This window comes from Neisseria yangbaofengii, from assembly GCF_014898075.1.
GTDB lineage: Bacteria > Pseudomonadota > Gammaproteobacteria > Burkholderiales > Neisseriaceae > Neisseria > Neisseria yangbaofengii.
The window spans coordinates 1,356,554-1,377,804 of record NZ_CP062976.1 but is presented as its reverse complement, the minus strand read 5'-3'; the positions used below and the strand labels follow the sequence as shown (position 1 = coordinate 1,377,804).

The window sequence follows — 21,251 nt, the reverse complement described above, 5'->3', positions numbered from 1 at the left end:
CGTCTGAAAGATTATAAAAACTTTCGGACGGCATTAAAGCTCACCCTTGCTTTTCGCCGCAATCATCGCTCGTAAATTGGCCAAATGGCTTTTGCCTTCTTCTTTGCTGACAATCGGTTCACCGCCTTGACGGCCTAAGATTTTCAAATCTTCCTGCGGCATTTCGTCGATAAACCGGCTTGGCTCCGGAAATTGCCATGTGCCTTGCCGTTTGCGCTTGAGGCAGTGGGTCAGTGTCAGTTGGCGTTTGGCGCGGGTGATGCCGACATACATCAGGCGGCGTTCTTCTTCGACGTTGCTTTCTTCGATGCTGTCGGCGTGGGGCAAAATGCCTTCTTCGCAGCCTGCTAAAAACACATACGGATATTCCAAGCCTTTGGAAGCGTGCAGGGTAGAGAGTTTGACTGCGTCGTTTTCTTCTTCGCCTTTGCCTTCTAAAAGCGTCATCAGCGCGATGGTTTGTGCGATTTCGATGATGTTTTTGCCGTCTTCATCGCCTTTGCGTTGCAGCCATGAAGTCAAATCGGTGACATTGCGCCATTTGATTTCACCGGCTTTGCCTTCTTCGCTGAGCAGCAGATGGTTTTCATAGCCGATTTCTTCCAGCAGGCTGGTGATGAGCCCGCCTGCATCGTCTGCTTCGGCGCGGTTGCGGTAGGTTTCCATCATGTGCATAAATGCTTGCAAATGCCCGCGGTTGGCGGTGTTGAGCAGGGCTAAGGCTTCTTCGGTTTGCGCGGCTTCGTATAGGCTGCACTCGTGTTCGTGGGCGTAGGTATTGAGTTTGCCCAGAGTCACGTCGCCGATGCCGCGTTTGGGCGTGGTCACGGCGCGTAAAAAAGCAGGGTCGTCGGCTGGATTGGCAATCAGGCGGATGTAGGCCAATACGTCTTTAATCTCGGCTTTATCGAAAAAACTTTGTCCGCCGGAAAGCTGATACGGTACGCGTGCGCTGCGCAGGGCTTCTTCAAACACGCGCGCCTGATGGTTGCCTCGGTAGAGTACGGCAAAATCGGCGTATTTGGCTTTGTCGCCCGCTACCACTTTCTGCTTGACGATTTGGCTGACTATCCATTCTGCTTCGTGCTGCTCGTTTTGACACGCCGCCACTTTCACCACTTCGCCCATGCCGAATTGCGACCATAAGGTTTTTTGGAATAATTTAGGATTGTTTTCAATCACTTTGTTGGCGATTTTTAAAATCCGCGCGGTCGAGCGGTAATTTTGCTCGAGCTTAATCACTTTCATTTGCGGATAATCCTGCTGCATTTGGCGCAGGTTTTCCATATTGGCGCCACGCCAAGCGTAAATCGATTGGTCGTCGTCGCCCACGGCGGTGAACATGCCTTCCGCGCCGGTGAGCAGCTTCATCAGGGTGAATTGGCAGGTGTTGGTGTCTTGGCATTCATCAACCAACAAATAGCGCAAACGCAGCTGCCATTTGTGGCGCGCTTCGCTGTTTTGCTGCAACAAAAGCGTGGGCAGGCGGATCAGGTCGTCAAAATCTACTGCATGATAGCTTTCTAAAGTGGCTTGATAACCGGCATAAATTTGCGCGGTTTGCTTTTCCCATTCGTTTGAGGCCGTCTGAAAAGCGATTTCAGGCGTTTGCAGATTGTTTTTCCACAGCGAGATTTGGTGCTGCGCTTTAAATACGGCCTCTTTGCCCGTGCTGCCCAGCAGTTCGCCGATGATTTTGGCGCTGTCGGTGCCGTCTAAGATGGAAAAGTTTTTTTTGTAACCGATCTGCGCCGCTTCTTCACGTAAAATTCGCATACCTAACGAGTGAAACGTGCAAATCGTCAGCCCGCGCGTTTTTGATTTGGGCAGCATTTTCGCCACGCGCTCCTGCATTTCCTTCGCCGCTTTGTTGGTAAAGGTGATTGCCGCCACTTGATGACCGGCATAGCCGATGTTTACCAGCAAATGCTTGATTTTTTGTGTAATCACACCGGTTTTGCCGCTGCCGGCACCGGCCAGCACCAAAAGCGGCCCGCCTAAATAATTCACAGCGGCTTGTTGTTGGGGATTGAGTTTCATAAGACGAGACACGATAGGGGAAATGTGTTTGGAACAGGATTATAACATTCGGCAAAAGATAAGGCCGTCTGAAAAGCAGATTCACTTTTCAGACGGCCTGTCTTATATTTTAGCTTAATTTAATTGGAAATTAAACCAAACCTTTTTTCTCCAAATAGCTTTCGTAGCCGCCCAAGTAATGCTCGTAGCCGCCTTTGCCGTCCAATTCGATGATTTGGGTGGCGAGCGATGATACAAACTGGCGGTCGTGGGAAACGAAAATCAGCGTGCCGTTGTATTTTTCCAGTGCCATGTTTAAGGATTCGATGCTTTCCATATCCATGTGGTTGGTGGGTTCGTCCATAACCAATACGTTCGGTTTGAGCAACAGCAGTTTGCCGTAGAGCATACGGCCTTTTTCGCCGCCGGAGAGAACCTGCACTTTTTTCACCACGTCGTTGCTGCCGAACAGCAGGCGGCCGAGTGTGCCGCGGATAACTTGTTCGTCGTCGCCTTCCTGCCCCCATTGGCGCATCCATTCGCTCAAGTCCATATCGACATCGAAGTCGTTTTCATGGTCTTGTGGGTAATAGCCGACATTGGCTTTTTCCGCCCATTTGATGCTGCCGGAATCGGCTGCGATGCCTTCGGCGTATTGTGGGTTGAACGCACCGGCAAGAAGTTTGAGCAGGGTGGATTTGCCGGCGCCGTTCGGGCCGATGATGGCAAGGCGTTGTCCGGCTTCCAAGATAAAGTTCAGGTTTTTGAACAGTTGGGTTTCAAAGCGTTTGGCTAAACCTTCTACTTCTACGGCTTGTCGGTGCAGTTTGGCTTTTTCATCGGCTTCAAAGCGGATATACGGGTTTTGGCGGGTTGACGGTTTGACTTCCACCATTTCCGATTTGATTTTGTCTGCCTGTTTCAGACGGCTGGTTGCTTGGCGGGCTTTGGATTTATTGGCGGAGAAACGGGCGACGAATTCTTGCAGCTCTTGCAGTTTTTCTTTCGCCTTGGCATTGTCTTTCAGCGCACGTTCCCGTGATTGGGCGGAAGCGAGCATGTAATCATCGTAGTTGCCCGGATAGATGGTGATGGTGTTGTAGTCCAAATCCGCCATATGGGTGCAGACTTCGTTGAGGAAGTGGCGGTCGTGCGAGATGATGATCATGGTGGAGTCGTATTGGTTCAACACGCCTTCCAGCCAGCGGATGGTATTGATGTCCAAGTTGTTGGTCGGCTCGTCCAAGAGCAGCACGTCGGGCTTGGAAAACAGTGCTTGCGCCAGCAGCACACGCAGCTTGAAGCCCGGAGCGACTTCGCTCATCTGCGCATTGTGCAAATCTTCGGAAATGCCCACGCCGCTCAACAGTTCGGCGGCACGGGCTTCGGCGGTGTAGCCGTCGTATTCGGCGAACTTGGCTTCCAGTTCGGCGGCTTTCATGTAGTCGTCTTCGGTGGCTTCGGGATTGGCGTAGATGGCATCACGCTCGGTCATTGCCGCCCACATTTCAGTGTGGCCCATCATCACCACGTCTAAAACACGCATTTCTTCGTAGGCAAACTGGTCTTGGCGCAGCTTACCCAGCCGCACGCCGTTTTCAATCGCCACTTCGCCGGCGGTTTGTTCCAAATCGCCGCCCAAAATTTTCATAAATGTGGACTTGCCCGAACCGTTAGCACCGATTAAACCGTAGCGGTTGCCTTCGCCGAATTTGACAGATACATTTTCAAACAGCGGCTTGGCGCCGAACTGCATGGTAATGCCGTTGGTAGAAATCATTATTGGTAAAACCTTTATAAATAGAGTGTTATAATCGGGCGGAATTGTAGCATATTTTATAGAGGCCGTCTGAAAAGGAAATGCGTTGGAAACCGAAAAAATCTATTACGCCGTGATTATTCTGATTTGCGCCGCCTCGATGCTGCTCAGCCCGTTTTTCTATATCCGTCGCACGCGTAATGCCACCGAAGTGAGCCGGCAGCCGCAACGCTGGACGCCGATTATCATCGCCAATCTGATTATGATTGCCGCGCTGGTGTTTATTTGGTGGAAGTGGTTTTAATCAACTTATTTTTACGCAAACCGGCGTTTTACCCTGACGCGAATCCATTACAATAGCTTGAATTGATTGAAACCGGATGACACACATGAAAAAAACCGTTTTACTCACCTTAGTATTGCTTGCTTCCACTGCTGCCCAAACAGCAACCGTTTACGAATGTACCGACCGTTCAGGCCGCAAGGTCTATAGCCAAGACGGCGGAAAGAAATGCAAAACCAGCAATATCGGCCGTCCATCGGTGTACACTTCGGCACCTGTTTATCAAACTGCCACCCCAGTTGCCATCAGCGAAAGCACACCGCAAGCAAACATATCTGCCGATTTGGAAGCGGCGCAACGCGAATTGCAGCAGGCGCAGCACGCTTTGGAAGAAGGCAGAAAAGTGCGCTTGGGGAATGAACGCAATTACGCTAAGTATTTAGAGCGCGTGCAAGGCTTGAAAAACAATGCAGAGGCAGCAAGGGAAAAAGTAAATGCTGCACAGGGTGGCGTTCCGGAACGGGAAGGAGCACCAATAGCACAATAAGAGGGTATTTTGAGAAAATGGATATAACCAAACAGGCTATTGTTTTTCCGATGAAAAAATTCAGCTTGGCTGCACCAATTTTAGGTTTTTTGGTGATTGGCTGGGTAAGTGTGATTGGTTGGAAACATATAATCAGCCAAATAAATCAAGTTGAGAATTTTATTATCGGTTTATGGCTGACCGTTTTAATTGCTTTATGTTATGCCACATATCGTTCAGCTAAATTTGCGTACGCCAGCTTGAAATATCCGCAGCAGTTTATTTGCTTGGATGGTGGAAATCTGAGCTATCAGATTTATCCTGAAGGAAGCGGCAAAATTGCTTATACCCAAATTAGAATTGTAGATATGCAATGGAGTAGTTGTAAAGGGCGAATATATAAAGGCAGATTACATTTATACTATCTGCCTGAAAATTTGGCAGAAGACATGGGTAATTATAATCATAAGGTTCTGAAATTGGATTACTTGTTACACCTAGATAAGCAGTGGTGGCACTTTATGAAAAGGGATTTGTATTTGGAGACATTGCTTGAATTGGAGCGGCAGCTTACTGCTAGAATCCCTAGCAATCTCTTACACAGTAAATTAGAATATGAAAAATATCAAACAAGGGTTTGGTTGAATAAATTTAATCAATAAATTAAAAATTAAATGCCGTCTGTACTTCAGACGGCATTTAATTTATTTTGGCTGAGCTAAATACGGAACATTCAACCATCTATTATGGCTATGAGTGATTACAACCTTAAACCTCATTACTTGTATTCATCAAACGTAAAGCTTTCAGACGGCCTATGTCTTTCTGATACTCAACCAGGCCGATAAATTCGCCTTGACGGCTATAGACCCGAATCGGTTGTTCATGCGGGATGTTTTCGGCGAACTGCGGGCGTTGGCCGAATTTCAGCATTTCCACGGCGCGGCTGTTGAGCGTGATTTTCGGTAAATGCTGCACCAGCACATCGCAAGGGAGCAAGAGTGCGTCGCGTTCGGCTTCGCTTAAGTCTGCCAATTTTTCCGGCGTGTGGCTCTGTGCGATGGTAAAACCGGCGGTTTCGGTACGACGCAGGGCGGTCAGGTGGGCGAAGGTGCCGATGTGTTTGGCAATGTCTTCGCTGAGGGTGCGGATGTAGGTGCCTTTGCTGCAGCGCACGTCAATTACGGCTTTGGGTGCGGCGAATTCTTGAATATCAATCGAGTAAATGGTGATGTCGCGCGGTTTGCGTTCAATCACGATGCCTTTGCGTGCGTATTCGTAAAGCGGTTTGCCTTCGTGTTTCAATGCGGAAAACATCGGCGGCACTTGGCGGATATGGCCTGTGAGCGCGGTACAGGCCGTCTGAAACTCTTGTGGGGAAATGTCGGCGCGGCCGGTGGCGACGATTTCGCCTTCGGCATCGCCGGTGGTGCTGGCTTCGCCCAGTTTCAGGGCGGCGGTGTAGGCTTTATCGGCATCGAGCAGGTATTGGGCAAACTTGGTCGCTTCGCCGAAGCACACGGGCAGCAGGCCGGTGGCTAAGGGGTCGAGCACGCCGGTGTGGCCGGCTTTTTCGGCACGGTACAGGCGGCGGGCTTTTTGCAGGGCGGTGTTGCTGCTCAAGCCTTCGGGTTTGTCGAGTAATAAAACGCCGGTGACGGGGCGTTTGCTGGGTTTGGCATTCATATGGTTTCAACTGTAAAAGGCCGTCTGAAAATAAATGGTTCAGACGGCCTTTATCTGGAATGGTTTAATCTTCTACCGGTTTTTCGGCGGCCACTTGGTCAATCAGGCTGGAAATGCTCATACCGCGTTCTAAAGATTCGTCGTATTTGAAGTGCAGCTCGGGAATTTTGAAGAGCTTGATGCGCTTGGCCAATTCGCTGCGTAAATGACCTTTGGCGTGGTCAAGCGCTTCTTCGGTGATTTCGCGGGTGCTGTCGTCCAATACGGTGTAAAACACGGTGGCGTGGCTGTAATCGCGGGTAACTTCGACTTCGTTGATGGTGACGAAACCGGCGCGCGGGTCTTTCAAACCGGTGCGGACGAGTTCGGCCAGTTCGCGCATGATTTGTTCACGAACCCTGTCTTGGCGGGCATAGCCGCGTTGTGGTTTTCGCATAATGTGTCCTTTCTGATGGCCGTTTGAAGTGGATTGGGCGTGAATCTTGTCAATCAAGCATACGGCCTGTTTCATGAATGCGCTATTATAACGGATATTCTGTGATTAGGCCGTCTGAAATGTATGCCGCTATCCTCCATTAGCACGAAGGCGCATTGAGTGATGATAATTTCGATATCGCGCTGTATTATTCAGGCGGCCTGAAGGTTTCGCTTATCGGTACCAAATATGCCCGTGAGCCGTTGCCGTTTATGATGGCCGCACGGTAAAAAAGTTCGTATATCAAGCAGGACACGGACAATCAGGAGGCTTTGCTGGTCGGCGGTATGTTGCCTGAAGGCGATTGGAATGCGGAAACACTGCAAGAATAGGGCGTGTTGCATACGGAAATCAGCGGCCAAGTTGCCTGCCAAACCATGCCGAGCGAACGCGGCGGTTATGGTGCGTTTTATCGAAATCTTTATGCGGACTTAACTGAAGGCGGGCCTTTGGCGGTAAATGCACGGCAAGTGGCGCAAGTGTTGGGTTTAATTGAAAAAGCCTATGAAAGCGTACAGACGGGCAGACGGATTAAGGTTTGATTAGTGATTAAAGATGCTGCTTGAAAATTGATTTCAGACGGCCTTGTTTTATGTATTCTATCATCAAGAAAAAATATGCAGACAGATACTCATCAAACGAAATTATTGCGGCTGATTGCATTTGCAGCGGCGGCGGTGTTGATGATTACCATGGGCATCAGGATGCCGCTCGGCTTGTTTGTACAGCCGATGGTGAATTCTACGGCGTCAGGTATTGCCGGCATCGGTTTTGCGATGGCGGTGTGTCAATTGATGTGGGGCGTGGCGCAACCTCTGTCGGGCGCATTGACGGATCGCTTTGGTGCGTGGCCGGTTTTATTATGGGAACGATTATTCTGGCCAGTGGCTGCGCGCTGATTCCGTCGCTTACCACTACTTGGGCTTAACCCTGAGTATGGGCGTGATGTCGGCGATGGGTTCCGTTGCGGGCAGCCATTCGATTTTGATGAGCCAATTTTCCCATAAACTGCCGCCATCGATGTGCGGCACAGCTTCGGGAGTGGTGAATGCAGGCGGCCGTTCGGCCAATTTTTGTTCTCACCCGTGTTGCAAGGATTGATTTTCTTACCGGCGATCGGCTGGCGCGGTGCCATGTATGTATTGGCACTGGTGAGCTTGCTGATTATTCCGATTACGCGTTGGCTAACGCGTAGAGAATCAGCAGCGGTAGCCGTTCAGACGGCCTTTCATGTGCAATTTGAACAGACTGTAAAACAGACTGTTTCCCAAGCATTTAAAGACCGCAGCTATATTTTATTGTATCTGGGCTTTTTAACTGTGGCGTTCACATTGCTTTTTGGGCGGCACATTTGCCGATTGAAGTGGCCTTATGCGGCTTACCGCGGTCGCCGGCGATTATCGGTATCGCCAATGTGATTGGCAGTTTGGCGGCGGGCTGGTGTGCGGACAAGTTGCGCAGCAAATATATTTTGTTTTGGATATATGCTTCGCGCGCATTGCTGATTTTGGTTTATCTGATGATGAGACCGGACGTTTTGCCTATTCGCATTCGGACTGGGCTTGACGTGGTTGGCCACAGTGCCGCCGACTGCCGCGATTACCGGCAAATTGTTCGGCTTGCGTTATCCGGCAACTTTATCCGGCTTGACTTTATTGTCGCATCAAATCGGTGGTTTTCTCGGTGCGTATTTGGGTGGGATTGCGGTTACGGCTTTCGGCGATTATGGCTGGATGTGGTACGCCGATATGGTGTTGGCCGGTCTGGCTGCTTTGTTCAACTTACCGATTTGCGAAGCAAAAACGACAAAGGTTTCGGCTGAAGGTTGATATTTACTTTCAGACGGCCTTAACGATTCAAAAGCAAACCAAAATACAAAGAGCAGGCGGTAAACCTGCTCTTTTTTAATGAGAAGCCAAATCCGTGTTATTGTAGCGATTTTACTCTTCAGGACGTTCGCCGTCGGTATCGTCGATTTTGCCTTCGGTGATGTCGATGTTGATGCCGACTGCTGCGCGGATTTTGGCATCGATTTCGTTGGCGACTTCCGGATTTTCTTTCAGCCACAAGCGTACGTTGTCTTTGCCTTGGCCGATTTTGGCACCATTGTAGCTGTACCATGCACCGGATTTTTCAACGATGTTGTGCTTCACACCGATGTCAATCAGTTCGCCTTCCCAGCTCACACCTTCGCCATACAGAATATCAAATTCGGCTTGGCGGAATGGCGGTGCCACTTTGTTTTTAATGACTTTGACTTTGGTTTCGTTACCAATCACGTCATCGCCTTTTTTGATTTGGCCGGTACGACGGATATCCAGTCGCACGGAAGCGTAAAATTTCAGTGCGTTACCGCCGGTTGTAGTTTCCGGGCTGCCGAACATCACGCCGATTTTCATGCGGATTTGGTTAATGAACACTACTAAAGTATTGGTGCGTTTGATGTGGCCGGTCAGTTTACGCAAGGCTTGGCTCATCAGGCGCGCTTGCAAACCGACGTGGCTGTCGCCCATTTCGCCTTCGATTTCGGCTTTCGGCACCAATGCGGCCACTGAGTCAACCACTACCATGTCAACGCCACCGGAGCGCACCAAGGTATCACAGATTTCTAAGGCTTGTTCGCCGGTGTCCGGTTGGGAAAGATACAATTCTTCCACTTTCACCCCCAATTTGCGTGCATAAATCGGGTCGAATGCGTGCTCGGCATCGATGAACGCACACACGCCGCCGGCTTTTTGGCATTGCGCAATCGCTTCCAAGCACAAAGTCGTTTTACCGGATGATTCAGGGCCGAAAATTTCGACCACGCGGCCGCGCGGCAAACCGCCTACGCCCAAAGCCAAGTCCAAGCCGAGCGAGCCGGTTGAGATTACTTCTAAGTTTTCTTCTTGATGGCTGCCATCCATCTTCATGATGGAACCTTTACCGAAGTTTTTTTCGATCTGGGCTAAGGCAGCGGCAAGGGCTTTGCTTTTTTCATCTGACATAATGGTGCTTTCTGTAAGAAATGTTATTACGAATCAACTAAGAATTTATTTAGCTATTATTGCATAAATTAAGAAAAAGTATAGTTTTATTTTTCTTTAATTTCCAGACGGCTTGAATAATGCCTAAAATATGACATAAATTCCTATTAAAACATCGTGTTAGGTAAATAAAGTTTGCGGCAGTTTTGCGCATGTTCAGCTTGAAAGTATAGCATAAAAGCTTTTAGAAACCGTATCAGGGAATAATACAAACTGAAAAATCATGCCGTCTGAAAAGTTCAGACGGCATGATAAACGCGTTTGGGTTAGTGGCTACAGCCACCGCCGTGGCTTTCGCGCAGCGCTTCGGCAGCTTGTTCGTCCGCATGATAGCTGGAGCGAACCATAGCGCCGATGGCAGCGTTGCTGAAGCCCAATTCATACGCTTCTTTTTCAAAGATTTTGAATTGTTCGGGCGTTACATAACGTAATACCGGTAAGTGGCCGTCTGAAGGTTGCAGATATTGGCCGATGGTAATCATCTCGATATTGTGGGCACGCATATCGCGCATGATTTCGCGTACGTCTTCATCGGTTTCACCCAAGCCGACCATGATGCCGGATTTGGTCGGAATATGCGGCATCATTTCTTTATAGCGGCGCAATAGATCCAATGAATGCCGGTAGTCGGCACCCGGGCGGGCTTTTTTATACAGGCTCGGATGGGTTTCCAAATTGTGGTTCATCACATCGGGCGGGGTTTCGGCCAAAATTTTCAGGGCAATGTCCAAGCGGCCGCGGAAATCAGGTACGAGAATTTCGATTTTGGTGTTCGGGCTGCGCTCGCGGATGGCTTTGATACAGTCGGCAAAGTGTTGCGCACCGCCGTCACGCAAATCATCACGGTCAACGGAAGTGATCACCACATAACGCAAGTTCATTGCGGCAACAGATTCGGCCAGGTTGTGCGGCTCGTCCGGATCCAAAAGGTTAGGGCGGCCGTGACCCACGTCACAAAACGGACAGCGGCGGGTGCAGATATCACCCATAATCATGAAGGTGGCCGTGCCTTTGCTGAAGCATTCGCCGATATTCGGGCAAGAGGCTTCTTCGCACACGGTATGCATCTTTTGTTCACGTAAAATATCTTTGATTTCAAAGAATTTTTTAGAAGGTAATTTGGCACGGATCCATTCCGGCTTTTTCAGTTTTTCTTGCAACGGTACCACTTTAATCGGAATGCGGGCGGTTTTGTCGGCACCGCGCAATTTTACGCCGCGTTTGGGATCGTCAATTTTAATTTCGCTCATCATGATTCTTTCGAGGTCAGTTGCGTGTTCAGATGGCCGGTAAGTTTATCGGCTACTTCGGCAAGCGTGGGGCACGGATTGATTAAATCCGCGATTTGGGTCATTTCCATACCGGCATAGCCGCAAGGATTGATGTGGCTAAACGGGCTTAAGTCCATGTTTACATTCAAAGCCAAGCCGTGATATATCGAGCCGTTTTTGATGCGCAGGCCGAGCGAGGCGATTTTGCGTTCGCCCACATATACGCCGGGGCGTTTCGGATCGGCGGCGGCTTCAATGCCGAATTCGGCCAATGTAGCGATGATGCTGTTTTCCAGTGCAGAAACGATGCGGCGCACGCTGGTTTTGCGGCGCTTGAAGTCAATCATGGTGTAAATCACCAATTGGCCGGGGCCGTGATAAGTGATTTGACCGCCACGGTCGATTTGCACCACAGGAATATCGTTGCGAATCAGCAAATGTTCAGGCTTGCCGCCTAAGCCTTGGGTAAATACCGGCGGATGTTCGACTACCCATAATTCGTCTTCGGTATATTCGTCGCGATTGGTGTTGAATGCTTTCATCGCTTCAAATGTCGGCTGATATTCCGCCAAACCTTTCTGCACGATTTTCATTTCAGTAAACCACTTTCACCATTTCATGCGAAGTTAGGGCGCGGTAGATATTGTCTAGCTGCTCTTTGCTGATGGCTTCGATTTTTACGGTAGCGCCGGTATAGTTGCCTTTGCTGCTCGGGCGGGTGGTTACGTGTGCTTCGGTGGTATTCGGGGCGTGTTCCTGAATCGCAGCTAAAATGGAACTGACAAACTCAGGGTGGGCAAGTCCCATCACTTTCAGAGGAAAGATACACGGAAATTCAAGCAGGGTTTCGGTTTGCCAAGGTTTATTGGTTTGATCAGACATGGGGTATTCCTTGTTAAGGCCGTCTGAAAGCCGATAAATGCTGTTCAGACGGCCCGATTTTGTATTCAGGCATATTTTAACGCAAACGCCAAGCCTTGTTAACCTGACTTGTCCTTGCATTTAAAATGGTTATCGGGCAAATATGCGCATCAAGCCGATTTTCAAGTCTTGAAATCCAATCTTTCAGCCCAACTTACGGGGCAACTTGATTCAAAACCGCAAGAGATACACATATGTCAGAAGACAAATATTTTGAAGAATACAGCGCGCTGGCTACTTTGCCGCTGCGCGATGTCGTGGTTTATCCGCATATGGTGCTGCCGTTGTTTGTCGGCCGCCCGAAATCGATTGCCGCGCTGGAAATGGCAATGAGCAATGATGATCCGGTATTTTTGCTGGCGCAGTTGGATCCGAATATTGAAGAGCCGTCTGCCAAAGATTTGCACCGAATGGGTACGGTTGCCCAAGTGTTACAAGTATTGAAGCTGCCGGACGGTACGGTAAAAGTATTGGTGGAAGGCGTGCGCCGCGCCCGTGCGTTGACTGTGGAAGACAAAGGCGATTTGTTTTTGTCGCACGTCGAAGCCGTGAACGAGCGTGAGGATGAGGCCAATCCTGATATGGAAGCGCTGCGCCGCACTTTGCTGTCGCAGTTTGAACAATATGCCAAACTGAACAAAAAAATTCCGGCCGAAGTGGTGAATACTATTAATGGTATTAGTGAAAATAGCCGCTTGGTTGATACCATTGCCGCGCATTTGCAATTAAAGCTGGAGCAACGCCAGGAAATCTTGGAAACTGCTGGCATAGTCGGCCGCATGGAATTTTTGCTGGGTCAATTAGAAGCCGAACTCGACATCATGCAGGTTGAGAAGCGTATCCGCGGCCGAGTGAAGCGCCAAATGGAAAAATCGCAGCGTGAGTATTATCTCAACGAGCAAGTCAAAGCCATTCAGAAAGAATTGGGCGAAGAAGACGAGCGCGGCGAACTCGATGCGCTGGAGGCTAAAATCAAGGCAGCCGGCATGAGTAAAGAAGCACAAGAAAAAGCCTTGAACGAACTGAAAAAGCTGAAAATGATGCCGCCGATGTCGGCCGAATCGACTGTGGTGCGCAATTACATTGATACGCTGCTCGATTTGCCGTGGAAGAAAAAAACACGCGTGATCAAAGACATCGCCAAAGCGGATTTGGTATTGAATGCCGACCATTTCGGTTTGGAAAAAGTCAAAGAACGCATTTTGGAATACTTAGCGGTACAAAAACGCAGCGATAAACTTAAAGGTCCGATTTTATGTTTGGTTGGCCCCCCGGGCGTGGGTAAAACCTCGCTGGGTCAATCGATTGCCAAAGCCACCGGCCGTAAATATGTCCGCATGGCTTTGGGCGGAGTGAAAGACGAAAGTGAAATCCGCGGTCACCGCCGTACTTATATCGGCTCGATGCCGGGCAAAATCATTCAAAGCATGATTAAAGCGGAAGTGAAAAATCCATTGTTTTTGCTCGATGAGATCGACAAATTGGGTAATGATTTCCGCGGCGATCCGGCTTCGGCTTTGTTGGAAGTGCTTGATCCGGAACAAAACAACGCGTTTTCCGATCATTTTGTGGAAGTAGATTACGATTTGAGCGATGTGTTGTTTATCGCCACGTCCAACAGCATGAACATTCCACCGGCTTTGCTCGACCGCATGGAAATCATCCGTTTATCAGGCTATACCGAAGACGAAAAAGTCAGCATTGCTATGCAGTATTTGGTACCGAAGCAAATGGAACGCAACGGCGTGCGCGATGGTGAGATGGTGATTGAAGAATCGGCCGTGCGCGATATTGTTCGTTATTACACCCGCGAAGCCGGTGTGCGCTCGCTTGACCGTGAAATCGCCAAAATCTGCCGCAAAGTGGTGATGGCGGTGCAACTGAAAGAAGATGCTCAAAAAGCCAAAACCCGTAAAACAAAACCGAAAGCGATTGTGGTGAATGCTGATAATCTGCATGATTATTTGGGCGTACGCCGCTTCGATTTCGGTGTGGCCGAGAGCGAAAACCGAGTAGGTCAAGTCACTGGTTTGGCGTGGACGGAAGTTGGAGGCGAATTGCTGACCGTAGAAGCCGTAGCTTTGCCGGGTAAAGGCAATATCCAATCGACCGGCCAATTGGGAGATGTGATGAAAGAATCGGTTACTGCTGCTTGGTCGGTATTGCGTTCGCGTGCCGAATCAGTCGGCTTGGCACCGAACTTCTACGAAAAACAAGACATGCACGTGCATGTGCCGGAAGGTGCCACGCCGAAAGACGGCCCGAGCGCAGGTATTGCCATGACTTTGGCGATGGTTTCCGCATTTACCGGCATTCCGGTACGCGCTGACGTGGCGATGACGGGCGAGATTACGCTGCGTGGTGAAGTATTGCCGATTGGCGGTTTGAAAGAGAAACTGCTGGCGGCATTGCGCGGCGGCATCAAGCATGTGTTGATTCCGAAAGACAACGTCAAAGACCTGGAAGAAATTCCGGAAAACGTGAAAACCGGTTTGGAAATCCATGCTGTGAAGTGGATTGACGAAGTATTGGCTTTGGGTTTGGAACATCAGCCTCAGCCTTGGCAGGCCACGTTGGAAAACGTGGGAACCTTGGCCGAAAGTCCGAAAATCAAGCCGTCAAGAGCCAAAGCGACAAAACACTGATTTCTTGTAAATGTGTTGTAAAAGGATACGGGTTTGCTTTCAAAGCCTGAAAAATAAAGCAATTCCGTATCTTTTCGCTTGACATGGTAATTTCAGAATTGCTATAAAGCACACAGGTACTCAAAAGTACGAAAAGCCCGAATCATCGGGTTCTCCATTATTTTCAACGATAGGAAGGGACTGATTGTGAACAAGTCTGAATTAATCGAAGCAATTGCTCAAGAAGCTGGTATTTCAAAAGCGGCTGCCCAAAAAGCATTGGACGCGACTACTAATGCCGTAACCGAAGCGCTTAAAAAAGGTGACACTGTCACTTTAGTAGGTTTTGGTACTTTCTACGTTGGCGAACGTGCCGAGCGTCAAGGCCGTAACCCTAAAACCGGCGAGCCTTTGACCATTGCTGCTGCTAAAACTCCTAAATTCCGTGCCGGTAAAGCATTGAAAGACGCGCTGTAATTTTTCATACGGCCTAATCATAAAAACCGAATCTGATGATTCGGTTTTTTGTTTGGATAATCGGTGTAGAAAATCGCCGGGTTGTTTACACTTTTTATGCGAAACAGCTTTTATAGTGAATCCACTATATTTTTTGCCTGAAGACCTATTTTGGGATTTTTGAGTGTTATCAAGAACCATACGGCTTCACCGTGTTTTTCGGTATTCCCGACAACACCCAAAAATCCCAAAATAGGTCTTCAGGCAAAAAAGAAAAAGTGTGAACAACGCTGGGATTTTCTACAGTCTTGAAAAATATTCATGCTTTCAGACGGCCTACTGAATTTTGCGGTACAATTCCGTTAACCAAAAATACAAGGCATCAAAATGTTTACAGGTATTGTACAAGGCATGGGGCGCATTGTTGCGGTAAACCAACCGTCTCCCGATTTTCGCACCCATATCGTCGAACTGCCACTCAACATGGCCGATAATCTGCAAACTGGTGCATCAGTCGCTAACAACGGCTGCTGCCTGACCATTACCGAGATTGACGGCAGTCAAGTCAGCTTTGATTTAATGAACGAAACCTTAGCCAAAACCAATTTAGGCCGTCTGAAAGCGGGTGATTGGGTAAATTTGGAACGCGCCGCCAAGTTTGGTGACGAAATAGGCGGCCATGTAATGAGCGGTCATGTGATGGCTACCACCACGATTACACGCATTGATGAAAACGAATTTAACCGCACCCTTTGGTTTTGCCTGCCTGTGGATTTGAAACCTTATATCTTAACCAAAGGCTTTGTCGGCTTGGACGGTTGCAGCTTAACCATTGGTGATGTGACAGATGATGAATTTAATGTGCACCTGATTCCCGAAACTTTAGAGCGCACTTTATTCGGTACACGCCAAGCCGGCGATGAAATCAATATCGAAATCGACCCGCAAACCCAAGCCATCGTCGATACTGTTTTGCGTGTGATGGCGCAAAATAAATAAAAGGCCGTCTGAAAAGAAAAACTATGGAACTAGCTGAATTTTTGAAAAAAGCCGATGCGGTATTAAACCGCTTGGATTTGATTTTGCCGGCAGAGCAAACGGCCATTGATTGGGATGCGCTGGCTTACCGTTGGCAAAGCGTAGGGCGCAAAGGCGTATTGGAAAGCCTTCCCAATCCGCACACTTTCCCGATCGGTTACTTGGCGGCAATCGGTTCGCAAACCGAACGCTTGATTCGCAATACCGAGCAGTTTTTGGCAGGCCGTCCGGCGAATAATGTGTTGATGACCGGTTCGCGCGGCACAGGTAAATCATCGCTGGTAAAGGCTTTGCTGCATGAATATGCCGGTCAGGGTTTGCGTTTGGTTGAAGTCGATAAAAGCGATTTAATCACTCTGCCAGCATTGTTGCCGCTTTTGGCTGATCGCCCGGAGAAATTCATTATTTTCTGCGACGATCTGTCGTTCGAAACCGGTGATGAAACCTACAAAGCATTGAAAACTACCTTAGACGGCGGCTTATCGCAACGTTGCAGCAATGTGTTGGTATATGCCACGTCCAACCGCCGCCATCTGATGCCTGAATATATGGATGAAAACGGCGGTACCACCGGTATACGCGGTGAGATTCATCAAAAAGAAGCCGTAGAAGAAAAAGTCTCTTTATCCGACCGTTTCGGTTTGTGGTTAAGCTTTTATCCGTTTGATCAAAACGATTATTTGAAGGCGGTAGAAAATTGGTTGCGCGACTTCGGCGTGGAGTACGATGAAACCGCCAGAAAAGCAGCCTTATTGTGGGCGCAAATGCGCAGTAACCGTTCCGGCCGCTCTGCATGGCAATTTGCCTGTGATTGGGCAGGGCGTTTGCCGGAACAACGTGTAATAGACTAAAAACAAAAAGGCACTTGAAAAAGTGCCTTTGTTGATTCGTGTTGGATAAAATTAGCGCAGACAACTATCAAGCCAAATTTGGCGCTGGCTCGGGCTCAATAAATGATAAATTCGGTGTTGAATCGCCAATTCGTCCACGGCAAAATCCATATGCGACAGATAGCGGCTTTCAACATAATCGCGCGCATTGTTTTGATCAAAATTAGGATTGGTCAAAATTTTCATAATGTTGAGGCGGCGTGTGCGGTCGGTGCGTTGTTCTTTTTTATAGGCTTTGTCGGCAGCCACTTTATAATCGGAGCGGATACGACGCAGTGCAGAGTGTTGCTCTTGGCTGAGATTCAATTGGCGGAAATTGCAATTGGCATGGAAATCATCCAATTGTGAGGAATGGGGGGCGGCATAAATCACACTGCTGCACACCAACAAGGTGGCAAACGATAACACCTGAAAAACAAAAGGAGATTTCAACACAACAAACACAGCATTTTCCTAATTTTGGATACAAATGAAATATAACGGATAAGCATGTCAAAGGCGGTTTTATACGCGTTAATTTTAGTTGGATTATTGTTAATTGTAAATTAACAAACACTAATGTATGCTTTGTTTTCAGTAGGTTATAAATCATGTAATTATTTTTTTAGAAACGTTATTTATTCATTAATATTTTAAATAATCACATAATATACTGATTCACGTTAAAATAAACGCCACCCATCAGCCACACCCATCGAATTTTAAATTTTGGAGCATCTATGAGCCACTATCGTATTTCACCGAGCATTCTTTCTGCCGATTTTGCCCGATTAGGTGAAGAAGTCAGCAAGGTCATTGCAGCCGGTGCCGATTTGATTCACTTTGACGTGATGGATAACCATTATGTGCCGAATCTTACCTTTGGGCCGATGATTTGTTCGGCACTGAAACCTTATGCCAGCGTGCCGATTGATGTGCATTTGATGGTCGAGCCGGTGGATGATTTGATTCAATCTTTTGCCAAAGCAGGTGCCGGCATTATTACTTTTCATCCCGAAGCGAGCAAACACATTGACCGCAGTTTAAGCCTGATTCGCGATTTGGGCTGCCAAGCCGGTTTGGTGTTGAATCCGGCCACTTCCGTAAGCGTGTTGGAAAATATTTTGGATCGTTTGGACATGGTACTGCTGATGTCGGTGAACCCGGGTTTTGGCGGCCAAAGTTTTATCCCGCAGACCTTGGTGAAAACCCGCCAAGTGCGTGCTATGTTGGATGAATATGAAGTGCAAACTGGCCGACATATTGCGCTGGAAGTCGATGGCGGCGTAAAAGCGGACAATATTGCAGAGATTGCCGCTGCCGGTGCAGATACCTTTGTGGCCGGTTCGGCTATTTTTGGCAAGCCGGATTACAAAGCGGTGATTGACCAAATGCGCGAAGAATTGGCGCGTATTTGAAGAATAAAAATGGGCCGTCTGAAACCGGATGGCCTGATTTTAGTCACATGCTAAATATTTGTTTGATAAAAGCATACACAATAAAAAGGCCGTCTGAATATTTCAGGCGGCCTTTTTATTTTTAAATCAAACGATTAAGCACGTTTTCGGAATTCGCCGGTGCGGGTATCGATTTCGACTTTGTCGCCGGTTTCGATGTAGGCCATCACTTGGATTTCGGTGCCGCCGACCAAGCGGGCGGTTTTCATCACTTTGCCCGAAGTGTCGCCTTTAACCGCAGGCTCGGTGTATTCTACTTCGCGCACGATGATGGTCGGCAATTCGACGGAAATCGGGTTGCCTTCGTAAAAGGTCACTTCGCATTGGTCTTCCATGCCGTCAACGATGAATTTCAATGCATCGCCGATGTTTTCGGCTTCGATTTCGTATTGGTTGAATTCTTCGTCCATGAATACATACATCGGGTCGGCAAAGTAGCTGTAAGTACAGTTTTTACGTGACAATACCACGACGTCGAATTTGTCGTCGGCTTTAACGATGGTTTCAGAAGCCGCTCCGGTCAGCAGGTTTTTCAGTTTCATGCTGACTTTGGCTGAGCTGCGGCCGCCTTTGATGTATTCGGTTTTTTGTACCACCATTGGGTCGTTGCCGACCATGAATACGTTACCCGGGCGCAGTTCTTGAGCTGTTTTCATTGTGTGTTTCCAATCAGATTCTAGTTACAAAATAAACGCGCTATTTTAGCGTATTTGAAACAAATTTGGCTAGTTTTTCCAGTGAAGTTTGTTGGGAAAACAGAAATTTCTGCCAATCTGCGACACTTTGCTGCCATTGCTCTCGGTGTGCCGTCAGCGTTTGCCAGGCCTTGAGGCGCTGCTCGGCCGATAATTCATGCGCGCCGTTGAGTTCGTCGGATAAAGCTTGATGCGCGGCCATCAGATTTGGTGGGTAAACCGGCGCTGTTTTCTGCCAAAATGCATGCAGCTTTTCCAAATGCCCCATTTCATCTTGCGGGTAAATATGCCAGAAAAACGGCTTGGCAGCCAATTGCGCGCGCACGAAGCTGTCTTCGCCACGAATCATCAGGCCGTCTGAAAGCTGTAGCAGCTTATCGAAATCTTGCTGCGGTACAAAAGGCATGTTAACCAGCGTCACGCAGGCCGTCTGAAACGTACCGCCTGCGTGTTGCAAGGCGCATTCAGGAATGGCTTGCGCCGCTTTCAGGCTGTCGATGATTTGATTGCCCGCCAAAAGCAGGGTGATGGGCTGGCCGTGTTGTTGCCACATTTCTAGCCATTTCACCCAAACCGGACTGTTATAACCGAACAATAGCCATTCGTCGGTAGTTTTATCGGGCAGACCATAATGCCGTCTGAAACGGCCAGCGTCAAAGTCAATGCGTTTGCCAAAATCGGCTTCTCGTATCAGGCCGCCGCTTTTATCGCCGAAGCCCATAAACCAGAAAAATTTCTGTAAACCGTCGGCTTGTACCGACGGCAGTAAATGAAGACGTTCGTTACTGTCTTCCGCGCTCAAATATTCCCAGTTGAGCCAAAGCGGGCGGTGTTGCCGAATGATATCTAAAACATTTTCGGGCAGGTTACAGGCGAAGGTTTCGATCACGATGTGCGGCGGGGACAGGATAGCGACATCATTGGCCGATTGCACTGTCCACTCATGCAAAGCAATGCTTTGATGCACGCAGGGAACAGGCGGCAAATCAGGGCAAATCGCCTGTAAAGCAGCTATATCATCTACCCACAGATGCACCTGCCAATTCAGCTCATGATTAAGCGCCTGTGCCAAACGCCACGACACACCAATGTCGCCGAAATTATCGATGACATTGCAAAACAGCCAGCAGGATTTTTTTTCAGACGGCCTGATTATTTCATTATTCATAAATTAATTGCGTTCACAAATCGGTAAAGGGGGTTAGGATAAGGCTGTACAAATCAGATTTTGATAATTTGCTGATTAAAGACAATTGCTTAAATGGTTAAGGTGTAGTGTTTTGTAACTTGATTTATGTCAACTTCTTTTCGGGTATGGGGTATAAAATAAGGCTGAATTAAGATTTTTTCTACGTTAATGAAAGAGAAGGTGGCTATGATTAAAGGTATTCAGATTACTCAAGCGCAAAACGAAGCATTGTTGAACTCATTCTGGTTGCTGGATGACAGCACTAACGAAGCGCGATGCTTGGTGGCAAAAGAAGAGAGCGGCTATCAAGCCGATGCCGTGGTGGCTTTGGCCGATTTGGGTGAAATTTCTTATAAAGAAATTCCACTGGATGTTAGCGCGCGCCCTAAAGTGGAAGGAGGCCAGCATTTGAACGTCAATGTATTGACCCGCGAGACTTTGGAAGATGCCGTGGCTAATCCGGACAAATATCCGCAATTGACTATTCGTGTTTCCGGCTACGCCGTGCGTTTCAATTCCTTGACGCCTGAGCAACAACGCGATGTAATTACCCGCACATTCACCAACAGCCTGTAATTCGCTTTTTTAAGGTGATATATCAAAGGCCGTCTGAATTTTTCAGACGGCCTTTTGTATCAAAATCCACCGAAATAATACACCAAATAAATAATCAGCAACACAATCGGGATAAACAGCAACATAGTTTTGCGTTTTAATTCAAATTCTCCTTTCAAATGATGCTTAATCACGTCAAAAAGTACGAATTTAAATAAAAATGTCGCTTCGCAAGCCAAAATAATGCCGTTAATCAGATATTGCGTGTGATCCGGCGGCGGAATCAATACAAAAGCCAGCATGGTAATGATCGGCATCAGGCACACAATCAGCCAGCGAATCAGCAAACCTTTGGAATCATTCATTGGTCGATAAAGACTGCAGTATTTCAATAAAGGCGTA

Annotated in this window: 22 protein-coding genes and 1 pseudogene; 11 read left to right on the top strand and 12 right to left on the bottom strand. The window is 48.2% G+C overall.

The window, feature by feature from the left end; genetic code table 11:
* Nucleotides 1-33: 33 nt before the first annotated feature.
* Together rep and H4O27_RS06605 are read right to left on the bottom strand one after the other, a co-directional pair.
* Entirely contained in the window at nt 34-2,040 is a 2,007-nt protein-coding gene (gene rep / locus H4O27_RS06610) for a DNA helicase Rep (protein ID WP_165009887.1), read from the bottom strand.
* A 130-nt stretch (nt 2,041-2,170) separates the two neighbouring features.
* Nucleotides 2,171-3,799: an ABC-F family ATPase gene (locus H4O27_RS06605; protein ID WP_165009886.1), complete on the bottom strand. Its 1,629-nt coding sequence runs from the start codon at nt 3,797-3,799 to the stop codon at nt 2,171-2,173.
* Nucleotides 3,800-3,884: 85 nt separating this feature from the next.
* On the opposite strand from H4O27_RS06605, the gene H4O27_RS06600 reads away from it, so the two are divergent.
* From H4O27_RS06600 to H4O27_RS06590, 3 genes are all read left to right on the top strand, one after another.
* The gene (locus H4O27_RS06600; RefSeq protein ID WP_165009884.1) at nt 3,885-4,082 is read left to right on the top strand and encodes a hypothetical protein; all 198 of its coding nucleotides are present in this window, start codon (nt 3,885-3,887) and stop codon (nt 4,080-4,082) included.
* Nucleotides 4,083-4,167: 85 nt separating this feature from the next.
* Nucleotides 4,168-4,608, top strand: a complete 441-nt coding sequence (locus tag H4O27_RS06595) for a DUF4124 domain-containing protein (RefSeq protein WP_165009882.1) — start codon at nt 4,168-4,170, stop codon at nt 4,606-4,608.
* 17 nt (nt 4,609-4,625) lie between these two features.
* Nucleotides 4,626-5,249, top strand: a complete 624-nt coding sequence (locus H4O27_RS06590) for a hypothetical protein (RefSeq protein ID WP_165009880.1) — start codon at nt 4,626-4,628, stop codon at nt 5,247-5,249.
* Nucleotides 5,250-5,355: 106 nt separating this feature from the next.
* On the opposite strand, the gene truB is transcribed toward H4O27_RS06590, so the two are convergent.
* Together truB and rbfA are read right to left on the bottom strand one after the other, a co-directional pair.
* On the bottom strand, nt 5,356-6,273 hold the full coding sequence (truB, locus tag H4O27_RS06585) for a tRNA pseudouridine(55) synthase TruB (protein WP_165009878.1): 918 nt from the start codon (nt 6,271-6,273) through the stop codon (nt 5,356-5,358).
* A 64-nt stretch (nt 6,274-6,337) separates the two neighbouring features.
* Nucleotides 6,338-6,709: a 30S ribosome-binding factor RbfA gene (gene rbfA / locus H4O27_RS06580; protein WP_165009876.1), complete on the bottom strand. Its 372-nt coding sequence runs from the start codon at nt 6,707-6,709 to the stop codon at nt 6,338-6,340.
* A gap of 374 nt (nt 6,710-7,083) precedes the next feature.
* Here rbfA and H4O27_RS06575 point away from each other — a divergent pair, with 374 nt between their 5' ends.
* Both H4O27_RS06575 and H4O27_RS06570 read left to right on the top strand, forming a co-directional pair.
* The gene (locus H4O27_RS06575) at nt 7,084-7,290 is read left to right on the top strand and encodes a Gfo/Idh/MocA family oxidoreductase (protein WP_165009874.1); all 207 of its coding nucleotides are present in this window, start codon (nt 7,084-7,086) and stop codon (nt 7,288-7,290) included.
* 75 nt (nt 7,291-7,365) lie between these two features.
* Nucleotides 7,366-8,577 (top strand): annotated as a pseudogene (locus tag H4O27_RS06570) (MFS transporter).
* A gap of 111 nt (nt 8,578-8,688) precedes the next feature.
* On the opposite strand, the gene recA reads toward H4O27_RS06570, so the two are convergent.
* The 4 genes from recA to H4O27_RS06550 all read right to left on the bottom strand — a co-directional run bounded on the left by recA (nt 8,689) and on the right by H4O27_RS06550 (nt 11,927).
* On the bottom strand, nt 8,689-9,735 hold the full coding sequence (gene recA, locus H4O27_RS06565) for a recombinase RecA (RefSeq protein ID WP_165009872.1): 1,047 nt from the start codon (nt 9,733-9,735) through the stop codon (nt 8,689-8,691).
* Between the two features lie 305 nt (nt 9,736-10,040).
* The gene (gene lipA / locus H4O27_RS06560) at nt 10,041-11,024 is read right to left on the bottom strand and encodes a lipoyl synthase (RefSeq protein ID WP_165009920.1); all 984 of its coding nucleotides are present in this window, start codon (nt 11,022-11,024) and stop codon (nt 10,041-10,043) included.
* Nucleotides 11,024-11,638: a lipoyl(octanoyl) transferase LipB gene (gene lipB, locus H4O27_RS06555; RefSeq protein WP_165009870.1), complete on the bottom strand. Its 615-nt coding sequence runs from the start codon at nt 11,636-11,638 to the stop codon at nt 11,024-11,026. The genes lipA and lipB overlap by 1 nt, the downstream gene beginning before the upstream one ends.
* A gap of 1 nt (nt 11,639) precedes the next feature.
* Entirely contained in the window at nt 11,640-11,927 is a 288-nt protein-coding gene (locus H4O27_RS06550; RefSeq protein ID WP_165009868.1) for a YbeD family protein, read from the bottom strand.
* 233 nt (nt 11,928-12,160) lie between these two features.
* Here H4O27_RS06550 and lon point away from each other — a divergent pair, with 233 nt between their 5' ends.
* The 4 genes from lon (at nt 12,161) to H4O27_RS06530 (ending at nt 16,935) form a co-directional block, all read left to right on the top strand.
* Nucleotides 12,161-14,611: an endopeptidase La gene (lon, locus tag H4O27_RS06545; protein WP_165009866.1), complete on the top strand. Its 2,451-nt coding sequence runs from the start codon at nt 12,161-12,163 to the stop codon at nt 14,609-14,611.
* A gap of 186 nt (nt 14,612-14,797) precedes the next feature.
* Complete coding sequence (locus H4O27_RS06540) at nt 14,798-15,067, top strand: HU family DNA-binding protein (protein WP_066078839.1); 270 nt, start codon at nt 14,798-14,800, stop codon at nt 15,065-15,067.
* Nucleotides 15,068-15,433: 366 nt separating this feature from the next.
* Nucleotides 15,434-16,045: a riboflavin synthase subunit alpha gene (locus H4O27_RS06535; protein WP_165009864.1), complete on the top strand. Its 612-nt coding sequence runs from the start codon at nt 15,434-15,436 to the stop codon at nt 16,043-16,045.
* 23 nt (nt 16,046-16,068) lie between these two features.
* Entirely contained in the window at nt 16,069-16,935 is an 867-nt protein-coding gene (locus H4O27_RS06530) for an ATP-binding protein (RefSeq protein ID WP_165009862.1), read from the top strand.
* A 51-nt stretch (nt 16,936-16,986) separates the two neighbouring features.
* On the opposite strand, the gene H4O27_RS06525 is transcribed toward H4O27_RS06530, so the two are convergent.
* Nucleotides 16,987-17,418 carry a Spy/CpxP family protein refolding chaperone gene (locus H4O27_RS06525; protein WP_371865585.1) on the bottom strand — a complete coding sequence of 144 codons (432 nt, stop codon included), beginning with the start codon at nt 17,416-17,418 and terminating at the stop codon, nt 16,987-16,989.
* 275 nt (nt 17,419-17,693) lie between these two features.
* Between H4O27_RS06525 and rpe the strand changes: the two genes are divergently transcribed.
* Nucleotides 17,694-18,371: a ribulose-phosphate 3-epimerase gene (gene rpe / locus H4O27_RS06520; protein WP_165009860.1), complete on the top strand. Its 678-nt coding sequence runs from the start codon at nt 17,694-17,696 to the stop codon at nt 18,369-18,371.
* Nucleotides 18,372-18,505: 134 nt separating this feature from the next.
* On the opposite strand, the gene efp is transcribed toward rpe, so the two are convergent.
* Nucleotides 18,506-19,066 (bottom strand): elongation factor P, encoded by a 561-nt coding sequence (gene efp, locus H4O27_RS06515; protein ID WP_165009858.1) that lies wholly within the window; start codon nt 19,064-19,066, stop codon nt 18,506-18,508.
* Nucleotides 19,067-19,106: 40 nt separating this feature from the next.
* Entirely contained in the window at nt 19,107-20,273 is a 1,167-nt protein-coding gene (gene earP / locus H4O27_RS06510) for an elongation factor P maturation arginine rhamnosyltransferase EarP (protein ID WP_165009856.1), read from the bottom strand.
* A 189-nt stretch (nt 20,274-20,462) separates the two neighbouring features.
* Here earP and grcA point away from each other — a divergent pair, with 189 nt between their 5' ends.
* Nucleotides 20,463-20,870 (top strand): autonomous glycyl radical cofactor GrcA, encoded by a 408-nt coding sequence (gene grcA / locus H4O27_RS06505; RefSeq protein WP_371865584.1) that lies wholly within the window; start codon nt 20,463-20,465, stop codon nt 20,868-20,870.
* 59 nt (nt 20,871-20,929) lie between these two features.
* Here the strand turns inward: grcA and H4O27_RS06500 are convergent, their stop codons facing one another.
* Nucleotides 20,930-21,214 (bottom strand): hypothetical protein, encoded by a 285-nt coding sequence (locus H4O27_RS06500; RefSeq protein ID WP_165009852.1) that lies wholly within the window; start codon nt 21,212-21,214, stop codon nt 20,930-20,932.
* Nucleotides 21,215-21,251 lie beyond the last annotated feature (37 nt).

What these genes read in the sequence shown, in the direction of transcription:
- rep (WP_165009887.1), bottom strand. Translation starts at nt 2,040, where the DNA reads ATGAAACTCAATCCCCAACAACAAGCCGCTGTGAATTATTTAGGCGGG.
- recA (WP_165009872.1), bottom strand. Translation starts at nt 9,735, where the DNA reads ATGTCAGATGAAAAAAGCAAAGCCCTTGCCGCTGCCTTAGCCCAGATC.
- earP (WP_165009856.1), bottom strand. Translation starts at nt 20,273, where the DNA reads ATGAATAATGAAATAATCAGGCCGTCTGAAAAAAAATCCTGCTGGCTG.
- rpe (WP_165009860.1), top strand. Translation starts at nt 17,694, where the DNA reads ATGAGCCACTATCGTATTTCACCGAGCATTCTTTCTGCCGATTTTGCC.
- H4O27_RS06605 (WP_165009886.1), bottom strand. Translation starts at nt 3,799, where the DNA reads ATGATTTCTACCAACGGCATTACCATGCAGTTCGGCGCCAAGCCGCTG.
- H4O27_RS06500 (WP_165009852.1), bottom strand. Translation starts at nt 21,214, where the DNA reads ATGAATGATTCCAAAGGTTTGCTGATTCGCTGGCTGATTGTGTGCCTG.
- H4O27_RS06550 (WP_165009868.1), bottom strand. Translation starts at nt 11,927, where the DNA reads ATGTCTGATCAAACCAATAAACCTTGGCAAACCGAAACCCTGCTTGAA.
- grcA (WP_371865584.1), top strand. Translation starts at nt 20,463, where the DNA reads ATGAAAGAGAAGGTGGCTATGATTAAAGGTATTCAGATTACTCAAGCG.
- truB (WP_165009878.1), bottom strand. Translation starts at nt 6,273, where the DNA reads ATGAATGCCAAACCCAGCAAACGCCCCGTCACCGGCGTTTTATTACTC.
- H4O27_RS06535 (WP_165009864.1), top strand. Translation starts at nt 15,434, where the DNA reads ATGTTTACAGGTATTGTACAAGGCATGGGGCGCATTGTTGCGGTAAAC.
- H4O27_RS06590 (WP_165009880.1), top strand. Translation starts at nt 4,626, where the DNA reads ATGGATATAACCAAACAGGCTATTGTTTTTCCGATGAAAAAATTCAGC.
- H4O27_RS06530 (WP_165009862.1), top strand. Translation starts at nt 16,069, where the DNA reads ATGGAACTAGCTGAATTTTTGAAAAAAGCCGATGCGGTATTAAACCGC.
- lon (WP_165009866.1), top strand. Translation starts at nt 12,161, where the DNA reads ATGTCAGAAGACAAATATTTTGAAGAATACAGCGCGCTGGCTACTTTG.
- rbfA (WP_165009876.1), bottom strand. Translation starts at nt 6,709, where the DNA reads ATGCGAAAACCACAACGCGGCTATGCCCGCCAAGACAGGGTTCGTGAA.
- lipB (WP_165009870.1), bottom strand. Translation starts at nt 11,638, where the DNA reads ATGAAAATCGTGCAGAAAGGTTTGGCGGAATATCAGCCGACATTTGAA.
- H4O27_RS06595 (WP_165009882.1), top strand. Translation starts at nt 4,168, where the DNA reads ATGAAAAAAACCGTTTTACTCACCTTAGTATTGCTTGCTTCCACTGCT.
- lipA (WP_165009920.1), bottom strand. Translation starts at nt 11,024, where the DNA reads ATGAGCGAAATTAAAATTGACGATCCCAAACGCGGCGTAAAATTGCGC.
- efp (WP_165009858.1), bottom strand. Translation starts at nt 19,066, where the DNA reads ATGAAAACAGCTCAAGAACTGCGCCCGGGTAACGTATTCATGGTCGGC.